Origin of the sequence: Enterococcus sp. DIV1059_2 (assembly GCF_051713685.1) — a bacterium.
Lineage (GTDB): Bacteria > Bacillota > Bacilli > Lactobacillales > Enterococcaceae > Enterococcus_D > Enterococcus_D casseliflavus.
Genome location: NZ_JBIOQK010000001.1, coordinates 483850 through 496074, shown reverse-complemented (window position 1 = coordinate 496074; position 12225 = coordinate 483850). Strand labels below are relative to the sequence as shown.

Sequence of the window (12225 nt, the reverse complement as noted above, 5' to 3'; positions counted from 1 at the left end):
TGCTTCTGGCGCTATTTTCGGTTTTGCCTATACAATTATGAAAAAAATGGGCAGATTATTTGAATAACAAGGGACTTTTCGGCATACTTAGTACAGATTCTAAGCCATTATTCAGATTGCTTAAATAAAAATAGAGGTGACATCATGATTGAGTTTCAGCAGGTATCCAAAATTTACAAAGGTGGTAAAGTCGCTGTTGAAGATGTGAATCTTTCCTTTGAAAAAGGCGAATTCATTTGCTTCATCGGGACAAGTGGTAGCGGAAAGACGACTTGTATGCGGATGATCAACCGTATGACGGATCCTTCTAAAGGAAAAATCTTGATCAATGGAAAAAGCGTTACAGAGATCAACCCAGTGGAATTACGCCGTCAAATCGGCTATGTGATCCAAAGCATCGGTTTGATGCCTCACATGACGATTCGGGAAAATATCACATTGGTTCAAAAATTGTTAAAAGTCAGCCAAGAAGAACGCAACAAAACTGCCGAGCGCATGATCGATTTGGTGGAATTGCCGCGAGAAATGCTCGACCGCTACCCCAACGAATTATCTGGGGGCCAACAGCAACGGATCGGTGTTGTCCGTGCCTTGGCAGCTGACCAAGATGTCATCTTAATGGATGAGCCTTTTGGCGCACTAGACCCAATCACTCGTGATTCTCTACAAGATTTGGTCAAAGACTTGCAAGAACGGCTTGGAAAAACCGTCGTCTTCGTTACCCACGATATGGATGAAGCATTGAAACTTGCTAGCCGCATCGTGATCATGAGTGAAGGAAAAGTCATTCAATTTGATACACCAGAAAATATTCTGCAACACCCAGCAACACCGTTTGTGGAAGAGTTGATCGGTGAAGACCGCTTGTTGCAAGCAAAACCTGACACAACGCCAGTCAAAGACGTGATGCTGAATACCCCGATCGCTATCACACCAGAAAAATCCTTACAAGAAGCGATTCATTTGATGCGGGAAAAACGGGTCGATACCTTGCTGGTTACCGACAATAGCAACGTGCTAAAAGGCTACATCGATGTCGAATCCATCGACCGCAACCGTGGCAAAGTTACTAGTGTCGGCGATATCTTGAACAAAGATGTCTTTTTCGTTCGTGAAACTGCCTTGTTGCGGGATACCTTGCAACGCATTTTAAAACGCGGCTTAAAATATGTGCCGGTAGTAGATGCCGACAAACATTTAGTCGGGATTTTGACCCGTGCTTCCTTAGTTGATATCGTTTATGACGTGATTTGGGGCGATGAGCCATCGATCATGGAAGCCATTGAGTCGGCGAAACCTGAAGAAACTGAGGAGGTCTAGCGCATGCAAAGCTTCTTTAATGAATATGGCGGCCAATTGGTCACCAAAAGTCTCGAACATTTGTATATCTCCTTTGCTGCTTTGCTCTTAGGGATTCTTGTTGCTGTACCGATCGGTGTGATCTTGACCCGTTTCCCAAAAGCAGCAACGGTCGTGATCGGCATCACCAGTGCGCTGCAAACCGTGCCTTCTTTGGCGCTATTGGCATTGATGATCCCGATTTTAGGTGTCGGAAAAGTCCCTGCTATCGTCGCTCTTTTCATTTATTCCTTGTTGCCGATTTTGCGAAATACCTACATTGGAATGAAAAAAGTCGATTGGAATTACCGCGATGTTGCCAAAGGGATGGGGATGACCAACTTGCAGTCGATCATCAGTGTGGAATTACCTCTAGCGATCCCAACGATCATGGCAGGGATCCGCTTATCGGCCGTCTATGTTTTAGCCTGGGCTACCTTGGCTTCTTACATTGGCGCCGGTGGACTTGGTGATTTGATCTTTAGCGGACTAAACAACTACCAACCGCCTTTGATTTTTGCTGGGACGATTCCAGTGACGATCTTTGCTTTATTAGCTGACTGGTTACTGGGTTTGTTAGAAAACAAACTGACACCAGCTGCCTTAAGGGGGGATGCGTAATGAAAAAAACTTCAAAATTAGCGCTGTTGTTTTCCTTAGGTGTCGCTTTACTGTCCGGCTGTTCCTTTCCCGGTTTAGCCTCGACTTCTGATGAGAATACCGTGGCGATCACAGGTGGCATCACTTCCGAAGCCCAAATTCTTGGCGCAGTGGTTGCCGGTATGGTCGAACACTACACGGATAAAAACACAACCGTCATTAACAACTTAGCAACAACGACCATCAATCACCAAGCGATGATGAATGGCGATGCGTCGATCTCAGCTGCTCGCTACACAGGCACTGACTTGACCACGACGTTAGGGTTGGAACCAGAATCTGATCCGCAAGCCGCCTTTGACAAAGTCAAATCAGAATTTGAGCAACGTTACCAACAGACTTGGTTCCCTTCTTACGGCTTTGATAACACATATGTCTTTCTTGTCAGAAAAGATACTGCCGAAGAATACGGATTGGAAAAAGTCAGTGACTTGAAAGATGTCGCAGATCAATTGGTTGCAGGGGTCGATACCGCGTGGATCACACGGGTCGGCGATGGATACGATGGCTTCCAGAAAGCCTATGGATTCTCTTTCCAAAATATCCTACCGATGCAGATCGGTCTCGTCTACGATGCTGTTGATAACGGAAAAATGGATATCGTTTTAGGGTACTCAACCGATGGCCGGATCGGCAGTTACGATCTCGTGATGCTGGAAGATGATCTAAACTTCTTCCCGCCTTATGATGCCGCACCGATCGTCGATGACAAATTGTTGAAAGAAACACCTGAAATCGGCGATGCCCTGAACAAATTAGCAGGCAAAATCGATACCGAAAAAATGCAAGAATTGAATTACCAAGTGGATAATGACCTTCTAGAACCAACGGTAGTTGCCGAACGTTTCTTAGAAGAAAATAATTACTTCGAAGGAGAGTGACGAAATGGCAGACATGAATTTATTCCAACAATTTCTTTTCTATTTTCAAGAAAATGGCGGCTATGTTTTTGCTCAGTTCATTCGTCACTTCTTGATTTCAATCTACGGGGTACTTTTTGCCTCGATCGTCGGGATTCCAATCGGGATCTTGATTTCTAAAAAAATGCGTTTGGCAGATTGGGTGATTCGTTTCGCCAATATCATCCAGACGATTCCATCTTTAGCGATGATCTCGATTTTAATGATCGGCATGGGCTTAGGTGTGAATGTCGTGATTTTAACGATTTTCCTTTATTCTTTGTTACCGATCATCAAAAATACCTATACTGGCATGCGCCAAGTCGATCGCAATACGTTAGATGTCGGCAAAGGGATGGGGATGACTAGCTGGCAGCGATTGTATATGATCGAATTGCCATTGTCTGTTTCGGTGATCATGGCAGGGATTCGAAACGCCTTAGTCGTGGCGATCGGTATCACCGCTATTGGCGCTTTCGTTGGTGCTGGTGGATTGGGGGACATCATCATCCGTGGAACCAATGCGACGGATGGTGCATCGATCATCTTAGCCGGTGCTTTACCAACTGCCTTGATGGCGATCATTACGGATCTTGGATTGAGCTTTATTGAACGCCGCTTAGATCCAGCCAGCCGTACTTCACGCTAAACTTATTTGGAAAAAGCAAAAACCGTTGTGACCATTTATTGGTCGCAACGGCTTTTTTGGTTCGGTCATTTTTCAGGAAAGTATCGCTTCAGCCGCTTCCCTTTTTAGGGTTAACGCCCTGCTCTTTTTTGCTATTTATCCATTCCGTATACTTCGGCTTCATAGATTCGGGCTGCTGAGTCTGCTCCTTGTGTTGGTTTATCGATACTGATTTTTACATATTGCACCTTCTTGACGGCAAACGTATTGGTGCTAGTGCCCGCTTCATTTTTCAACGTTCGAGAAACTGGCTCATAGTCTTTGCCGTCTTCACTGACGAGCACCGTATACGCCCGCGTATTCATGTCTGGGCCTTCTCCACCAGCTTCCGCATGGGCGAGGCGTACTTCACTGACCGTTTGCGGTCGACCGAGATCGATCATCAACTCATGAGGCGCATTGCCTGTCGCACACCACTTCGTACTCAAATCACCATCGAGGGCAAAAGCTGGTGCTTCGGCATCATTGACAAACGATGAAGCAGTTGCTTCGGCATCTTTTGAAAGCAGCAGCAACTCTTTCGGCGCATCAGCAGAAATCGTGATCAATCCCGCCATTTCCAGAGGGGTCTCTCCTGCTTCGTTTTTGGCAACAAGCGTGACTTTGTAGGTACCTGGTTCCGAATAGGTCACTTGGGGATTTTCTTCTGTACTGCTGGTGATATCGCCGCCTTCAAACGTCCATTCAAATGCTTCGGCATTCGCAGATGAGGTATTCGTGAAGGTGATCGTTTCCCCCGGTGCCGCTAAGGTTTTAGAGGCTGTAAAGGCTGCTTTTGGCAGCTGATTGTTTGGCCAAGTGATCTCCACCGTATCGGATAGCTTGCCACGATTGCCATAGCGATACACTGCCACCACCGCGAACTTGGTTTTCGTTCCTTTTGGTCGTTCAACGGCATTCAAATAGTGGTTGGTTGCTGGCGTAGCTGCTAAGAAAGAGCGTGAGCCGTCATCGTTCAATTGGTAGACCTCATAAACCGCAGCTGTCTTGTCCTTGGCAGCTTCCCACGTTAAACGGACACCCGCATAGTTGCCCTCTTCTTCATCAAAGAGCACATCCTCAACCGTCAATGCTTCGGCAGCGAATTTCTCCGCTTTCTGATCTCCGATCGTTAATTGCCCTAAATTCAATTCATAGACATCACTGGTTTCTTTCGTGGTTATGTCATAACCGATCGCTGTCACTTCCCCTTTGATGTCTTTCAATGAGTAAGTGATCGTCGTCCAGTCTGTTGCGACCTCTTTGTCTCCTTTGATCGTTTGTGTTGAACCATCAGCTAAAGTCACGACCAAATCAAGAGCTGTCGGTACCGTTGCTTTGACAGTCGTCGTCAGCTTCGTCTTTTTCGTCACAGGAAATGCTGTCTGATACAATGCCATGTGACTGGTACTGCCTTTTGTCATCTGTCCACGTAGTTTCAGTGCATTTCCGCCATTATAGGCCTCCGCATAATTGATTGATACAGCCAGATCATTGTCTTTCCCATGGTCAAAGACCCAACGATAGGTCGGCAAAACAGCTTGCAAGCTTCGGTTGTTCCAATTGCGGCTGGACACTTTTTCTCCCTCGATAAAATAGTTGTAGCCATTCCCCAGACTAAAATTCGTCACAAAAGGCAGCTCTGTGATAGCGGTCTGTTCCAGGGCATAGGTGGAGATCCCAGGCCACTCTGTCGCTTCTGGCAGCTGGCTTTCCCGAGGATCGCCCGTGTTATTGACCCAAAAAGCATTCTCTTTGCTTTGGAAATCATCCGGCGTACTAGCAGAAGAATAGGTCCAGCTAGGCACATACAGGCCCAATGAGGTATAAGGAACGCCTTTTTCATCCGTAAACAGATCCCAGCGTACAGGCGTTGAATAGCCATTTTCTTGCACATCGATCCCAGCAAAAAGATCGTAAGGATCGACGCCGATTTCACGGGCTTTTTCATTGGAGGCCTTCAACAGCTCTTTGTCCGCCAGTTTGTCAGTGGTCCACCAGAAATTCAAGAACATACTATCTGCCAATGGGTTCATCTCTGCATCCACCAAATAGGCTTTGTTCTTATCCGTCAAAGCGTTTTGCCAATCCATTTTCCCATCACTCGTCATGGAATCATACCACATGATCTCTAAATGCTCGTCGGCTTGTTCTTTGAATTGGGCGATCAGTTCTTGCATCGCTTTGGCGTGGCTTTCATTTAGTCCTTTACCATCAGCCCCCGATTGTTCGACACCTTCCGCTGCATCATCAAAACTAGTGACCGCCGTATCGGTTTCTTGATTGATGAACCAGCCATCAAAGCCATACGTATTGGCAACTTCGATCATTTTTTCTACGATCGGAAAATTGCCGTCCTCATCCTTAGCTAAAAACGTATCTAGCCATTCCAGCTTCCCACCATGGGCAGTTTGCGGAAAGAAGATCGTTCCTAAAACCGGCACGCCATTCCTATGAGCAGCATCCGTTACATCAGGACTTGGCGGTACGATGATCCCTTCGCCAGAAGAGCCGCCCCAATAAACCAATTGATCGATGTATTGCCAATAAGAAAAGACATTGGCATCAAAGGTATTGATCCCTCGTGGTGCATTGCCGCTCGTACTGCTATTCATGATCGAAAGCGCCACGACTTTGGTTTCTGCCGTTTGCGTGTCATTCATCTTCGGCAACGTCTCTTTAGCTGCCCGCTGCGCTAATGGAACAACGCTGGTATTGTATTTCGCATCTGGATCTTTTTCAAAAGACCATGCCAACAAATCCTCTGGGAACCAATAAGACGACTCCGGTTGATTGTCCATCGCTTTTTCCAACGTACTTTTGGCTGTTTCTTGGTAAACGACTTTTCCAGTTGTCTTCGCCTCACTTTGAGTGCAGCCGCCGATTGCCGTTGCCGCTGCCAATACCAACAAAGATACGCCAACTTTACTGATTTTCCTTGTCACACTTCTTCCTCCTTGTTTTACATAAACCCGCCAACATTCCTACACTAAAACGATAACGCTTTCAAAGATAAGAATATAGGAACAAATTAAAGAAATCATGCAACAAATCCAAGAAGGTTGAGTTTAGAAAAAAAAGAGCCTCCTTTTAGGGAAGCTCTTTGGCCCTGCTTACTTCTTACTCCTTTCCAACGAGCGGCAGCCAAACGCGCATTTCGCCTATGCCCCGATTGCCCCATAAATGGTATGGGATCAGTTGCCACGTACGAGGTATGACCGTTTCCGCTCGTTCTTCGTAAAGGGTTGTTCCCGACCATTCTTCGCTTTGGTAGCCTTTGATCGTCAAGCGTAAAGTAGTTGGCAACAACGTATCCTCTTTCGAAAAGGTCGCCTCCAGCGCCTGTGGGTCGATGCGGCAACGCCAGAGTGCTTGACCATTGTCGGCTTCTTCTATGCAATACACGAAGGGGCCACGTTGCAATGCGACTTGATTGATGTCTTGAATAACTTGAGGATTCGCACGCAAGATTTGCAATGGTTGTTCAAAACGGATATTGGCCGTCACGTTTTCGACTGCCTCAAAGATGATTGCCTCGCTCGTCTCCTGCCATTCGTGTTCACTATCGATTTGAAACTTACTTAGTCCGTTAGGTTTGTGGATGATGAGCGTCTTTGGAATGCCTTGATAGCGAATCGTGAGGTCCTCTGTAAAAGGAAACCCGCCCGTTTGTTCAAACGTAAATTGATCAGGTTCTTCTAAACGGCTTGCTACAAATAAATTCACGTAAAGCTTCTCTTGATCGCAAGTGTAAACCAAGCGCTGCAGCGAAGCGACCATCCGTGCAAAATTGGGCGGACAACACGCACAACCGAGCCAATCAGGTCGTTGAGCTTTGACGTGGCCTTTGCCAGGATTTTTTTGATCTCGTTGGGGATTGACCTCCAAAGGATTCACGTAGAAAAAGTGTTTGCCGTCAATTGCCGCACCAGAAAGGACGCTATTATACAACGCTCGTTCCATCGTCGCTAAATATTTTGGTTCATTGGTTAGTTTGAACAGCTCAAAAGAAAATTGGACCAATGCAATGGCTGCACAAGTTTCACAATACATCGTATCATTTGGCAAATCATAGGGACCGACAAAGGCTTCCCCGTGAACGGTTGAGCCGACGCCACCGGTCACATACATTTTCTTACAGGCGATGTCTTCCCAAATCGCTTCGCAAGCGTCGATTAATGCTTGATCTTGGGTATGCTGGGCGACTTTTGCCATACCGCTTGCCATATACAGCATTCGTACCGCATGCCCTTTGGCTTCATGCTGCTTTTTAGGTTGATCGTAGGCTTGTAAATAGGTGAGGTCTACCCTTGGTGTTTCATCTGATAAGCCATCCACTTGGTTTTTCAAGATTTCTTTTTCGTAAAAGGCAGGATCTTCCCCACGTACTTCAAGAAAGAAATCAGCTAATGTCAAATAGGTTTGTTTACCAGTGTATTCATACAAACGCACCAGTGCCAATTCGATCTCTTGATGGCCATCAGCACCTTGAATTTTTCCAGGCTCCCGCCCAAAATACGTGCAAATATTGGCGATATTTTTCTCTGCCACGGTCAGTAATTTATCCTTGCCTGTTGCTTGATCATAAGCGATAGCCGCTTCGACTAGATGCCCGGCACAATAAAGTTCATGACTGAAATACAGCTGACGGTATTTTAACTTCGGTCGGGTCAATTGAAAGAAGGTATTTAAGTAGCCGTCCGCTTCTTGCGCAGCAGCAACTAAGTCAATCACTTCATCTACTGTCGTTTCCAATTGCGGATCGCTAGTATTCAACAAGCTATACCCAGCCGACTCGATCCATTTGTAGACATCACTATCTTGGAAAAACCAGCCAAAATGTTCCCCTTCCATTTGCCCTGCAGCGATGCGAAAATTCGCCAATGCATGGCTTTTCCCAGCTGGCAAATTGGGATCTTCCCGTTCTGCTTGAACATCTACATCGATTTCATCATTTAGGACTTGGTATTGGTAAGGAATCGTTTCTTTGCGAACAAGCTCTTGGTATCCTTGCCAAAACTCGTCCGTGAGCTGGATCTTGTTTAATGCGAATTCTTTCATTACGTTCTCCTATTCTTTCCTTTTTTATGTTTGATCATTCGTTTCATATTTACTTCATTAATAAAAAGGCCGGATCATCTCCTGTGATATGTTGCCCTGCCTCCTCTTTGATCGTTTGCTTATATAAGAGCTGGTAGGCTTTAGGACTCATGCCTTTTTTCTGTTTAAAGGTATTGGTAAAGTGCTGCCTACTGTTGAATCCTGCTTGAGCGGCAATTTCGACGATTGGCAGCTGACTATTGCTTAGTAAAAATGCTGCCTGCTTCAGACGCTCACTGGTGAGAAAATGGTTGACCGTCACTCCCAGTTGCTCATGAAAGAGTTTATGCAAGTAGGCTTTCGTAATCCCCACAGCCGCTGCGATTTGGGAGACTTGAATATCTTCATCAAAATGCTGTTGAATATAGTTGACCGCAGCGTTCACATAGCAATTGCCCCGTTTGGTTTCTTTCGTACGTAATGAAAAGGCTAATTCCATCAACATCCGCTTAAACAAGAGCTCGATCGTAAATTGCCGTTCAGCAGACGGTTGCTCTTGAGTATCATCGATCATTAGCAGCTGCAGCAATGACTTGATCGCTTGTCCAAATTGGCGGACATCGCGACTTTTCGCGTAAGGCTCATTCAATTGTACATTTCCTTTGATGTATGCAAAAACATCACGAACACAAAGGCCGGACGGTGTCTCACTCAGAAGAAATTCAATATTCAGTAAGGTGCAGGAATCTCCTTCAACGAGTAAGGCGTGCTCCACAAACGCATTTATGAAAACGAAATCATTTCTTTCTAGAACTATCACTTGATTTTCAATCTTTATCTTACACTTTCCTTTGGTCACAAACATGATTTCACACGCTGGGTGTTGATGTGGATCCATGGAAAAACGCTCAAGGGCAACACTATAGTATGCTGTAATCTTCGCATAGTTTGTTTCTTGTGGAAACACCATTGATCAACTCCTTTTTCATTCGTTGACGATTTCTTTCTTTTTTATTCCTAGTAGACAAAACTTTCCCTCTCTTTTTTATTACTTACTATACTATAAGAAAAACGTACTAGGAGGAAATCAATGTCTTTTTTACATTTTGCACAAACACCCCCAATGGGATGGAATTCTTGGGACTGCTATGGCGCTTCTGTAACCGAAGCAGAAGTGATCGCCCATGCAGATTTTATGGCAGAGCATTTGAAAGCTTATGGTTGGGAGTACGTCTTCGTGGATATTCAATGGAGCGAACCAGAAGCAAAGTCTACAAGGTACAATGATTTTTATCCGTTGTGTATGGACGACTATTCTCGCTTGATTCCTGCTGAGAACCGTTTCCCTTCAGCAAAAGATGGCGCTGGTTTCAAAAAACTTGGTGACTATCTGCATCAAAAAGGGCTGAAGTTTGGTATCCATATCATGCGCGGCATTCCACGACAAGCAGTTCATCAAAATACGCCGATCAAAGGAACGGATAAACGGGCACGGGACATTGCTATGAATTCAATCTGCCCTTGGAATTCCGATATGTATGGGGTCGATGTTTCATTGCCTGAAGGACAGCTTTATTATGATTCTTTGCTCGAATTATATGCTTCTTGGGGTGTTGACTTTATAAAGGTGGATGATATCGGCGATTCGAAAATTTACGGTGATGCCCATAAAGCAGAAATCAAAGCGATTCGCCGTGCGATCGATCGATCGGGTCGAGAGATCGTCCTTTCTTTGTCTCCCGGACCAGCTGCCCTCAAAAATGGTAGTTTCTTTCAAAATCATGCCAATATGTGGCGCTTGACGGATGACTTTTGGGATCATTGGGACGCCCTTCACGCCATGTTTGACCGAGCAGCAGAGTGGGCACCTTTCGTCCGTCCAGGTAACTGGCCTGACTGTGATATGCTGCCGTTGGGTCATATCGGCATTCGGGCAGTTGATGGTGGCGGTGGTGATAGCTGGACACGTTTTACGGAAGACGAGCAATACTTATTGATGAGTTTATGGACGATCTTCCAATCTCCATTGATGTTCGGTGGTACTTTACCAGACATCGATCCCTTTACCTTACGTTTATTGACGAATACTGAAGTCTTAGAAATGTATCGAAGAATTCATACGAAAAAAGAGTTCTATCGTGATCAAGAGTGGATCATTTGGGAGGCGTTAAGCGACACAGCCGTCTACTATGCCATTTTCAATGTTTCTGATCAAACGCAAACCATCCCAAAATCGATCGCTGCTTTACTACCAATTAAAAGCGGCACTGAGTTATGGCAACAAAAAGAACAAACAATTGCCGATGCTGAGGTTCCTACTCATGGTGTCAGATTATTAAAAGGCAGTATTTAGTAAAAAGGGCAGCAGCATACGTTTACAAGCAGCACAATGGAACCTACTCATTGTGCTGCTTGTTTTTTATTCTTCGTACACTTTTCGACCAAGAAACGCAACGCCTTGATCATTGATTCCAGATAAAAACAACCTTTCTTTTTGGTCGATGTACTCATAATATGGGACAAATTCGTTTTCTCCCCACAAGTAACTTCGTCCTTCTTTTTTTAATGCTGTTATTTCTTGCAGTTGAGAAGATATAACTTGAGATTCATGATCAAATTGGATGATTTCCCACTTTCCTAACAGAGTTTCCTGCTCTGGCATTCGTGAAACACTTCCTTGATAGATTGAAGCAGAGATTACTGGCCAGCCTGATTCCAGCCAATAGAGTTTACGTATTTGTAAATGGAATTGGTCACTGAATGGTTTTCTCCGTGCATGATGCACAACGAAGCTTTCTTTATTGGATTGCGTAAAGATCGAGTTATGACCAGGAGCGTATACAACTGGTTCTTCTGAGAACTGATAACTGCCTAACAGTTTAGTCCCTACTTCGGTTGGCGTCTTTTCTTGATCCGTCATGGCCGTACCATGCCAGTCCAGATATGGCCCTGTAATTTCTTTTGCTCGGGCGACACGGATATTATACGAATCGTTAAGGGAGTCGAAAGAAACAAACAAATAATAATAATCGGTTTCAGGATGATAATAGATAAATGGGCCTTCAATAGCAGTATCAACTGTTTTCGGACGAAAAGCAATCCGTTGGCCATAGCTCTTTTCTTGAAGTTTTCCAGTTTCTTTGTTCAATGGAGCAATATAGATTCCGCCAAAGAAAGAACCATAGACAAACCACTGCTCACCCGAGCGGTCAAAAGCAATATTGGCATCGATCGCGTTATGCTGTGCAAGAGTTGCATTGGTTTTAACAACCTCTCCTTGATCTTCCCAAGGGCCCAAAGGATCTGATGCTGTAGCTAAGCCGATAAAAGAAGTGGTACTGCCGAATGTCGAAGCAGAATAATACATACGGAATTCGTCCTTGTAGCGGATAACTTCCGGTGCCCATAGTCCTTGAGCTTTGCTCCATTTTACTGCTGGTTCAGGCATTTCTGACAATGCCTGTTTCTCAAATTGCCAATGGATCAAATCTTTTGAACGACGAATTGGTACACCAGCCGTTTTGGGCTGTTGTGTGTCCGTTGAATATAAATAAAAGGTACCTTCATGTTCAATAATCGTAGGATCATGAACCCCATTGATCGCTGTCATGTCTTCCCTCA

General features: G+C 45.0%; 9 protein-coding genes. 5 read left to right on the top strand and 4 right to left on the bottom strand.

Annotation, left to right across the window (positions count from 1 at the left end; genetic code table 11):
• The first annotated feature begins 144 nt into the window (after window positions 1-144).
• The 4 genes from IGI72_RS02345 to IGI72_RS02330 are packed head-to-tail and all read left to right on the top strand — an operon-like array spanning window position 145 to window position 3546.
• Window positions 145-1320 (top strand): betaine/proline/choline family ABC transporter ATP-binding protein, encoded by a 1176-nt coding sequence (locus tag IGI72_RS02345; protein ID WP_005227327.1) that lies wholly within the window; start codon window positions 145-147, stop codon window positions 1318-1320.
• A 3-nt stretch (window positions 1321-1323) separates the two neighbouring features.
• Entirely contained in the window at window positions 1324-1959 is a 636-nt protein-coding gene (locus IGI72_RS02340) for an ABC transporter permease (protein ID WP_016609633.1), read from the top strand.
• Window positions 1959-2879 carry an osmoprotectant ABC transporter substrate-binding protein gene (locus IGI72_RS02335; protein ID WP_010748740.1) on the top strand — a complete coding sequence of 307 codons (921 nt, stop codon included), beginning with the start codon at window positions 1959-1961 and terminating at the stop codon, window positions 2877-2879. The genes IGI72_RS02340 and IGI72_RS02335 overlap by 1 nt, the downstream gene beginning before the upstream one ends.
• A gap of 4 nt (window positions 2880-2883) precedes the next feature.
• Window positions 2884-3546 carry an ABC transporter permease gene (locus IGI72_RS02330; RefSeq protein WP_005227316.1) on the top strand — a complete coding sequence of 221 codons (663 nt, stop codon included), beginning with the start codon at window positions 2884-2886 and terminating at the stop codon, window positions 3544-3546.
• Window positions 3547-3677: 131 nt separating this feature from the next.
• On the opposite strand, the gene IGI72_RS02325 is transcribed toward IGI72_RS02330, so the two are convergent.
• The 3 genes from IGI72_RS02325 to IGI72_RS02315 form a co-directional block, all read right to left on the bottom strand.
• A complete protein-coding gene (locus tag IGI72_RS02325) occupies window positions 3678-6509 on the bottom strand; it encodes an endo-beta-N-acetylglucosaminidase (RefSeq protein ID WP_438752902.1) in 2832 nt (943 codons plus the stop codon).
• Between the two features lie 175 nt (window positions 6510-6684).
• Window positions 6685-8625: a glycoside hydrolase family 127 protein gene (locus tag IGI72_RS02320; RefSeq protein WP_438752900.1), complete on the bottom strand. Its 1941-nt coding sequence runs from the start codon at window positions 8623-8625 to the stop codon at window positions 6685-6687.
• Window positions 8626-8674: 49 nt separating this feature from the next.
• On the bottom strand, window positions 8675-9574 hold the full coding sequence (locus IGI72_RS02315) for a helix-turn-helix domain-containing protein (protein WP_096742193.1): 900 nt from the start codon (window positions 9572-9574) through the stop codon (window positions 8675-8677).
• Window positions 9575-9694: 120 nt separating this feature from the next.
• Here IGI72_RS02315 and IGI72_RS02310 point away from each other — a divergent pair, with 120 nt between their 5' ends.
• Window positions 9695-10957 (top strand): alpha-galactosidase, encoded by a 1263-nt coding sequence (locus IGI72_RS02310; protein WP_438752897.1) that lies wholly within the window; start codon window positions 9695-9697, stop codon window positions 10955-10957.
• A 66-nt stretch (window positions 10958-11023) separates the two neighbouring features.
• Here the strand turns inward: IGI72_RS02310 and IGI72_RS02305 are convergent, their stop codons facing one another.
• The gene (locus tag IGI72_RS02305; RefSeq protein WP_164890356.1) at window positions 11024-12214 is read right to left on the bottom strand and encodes an arabinan endo-1,5-alpha-L-arabinosidase; all 1191 of its coding nucleotides are present in this window, start codon (window positions 12212-12214) and stop codon (window positions 11024-11026) included.
• Between the last annotated feature and the right edge of the window lie 11 nt (window positions 12215-12225).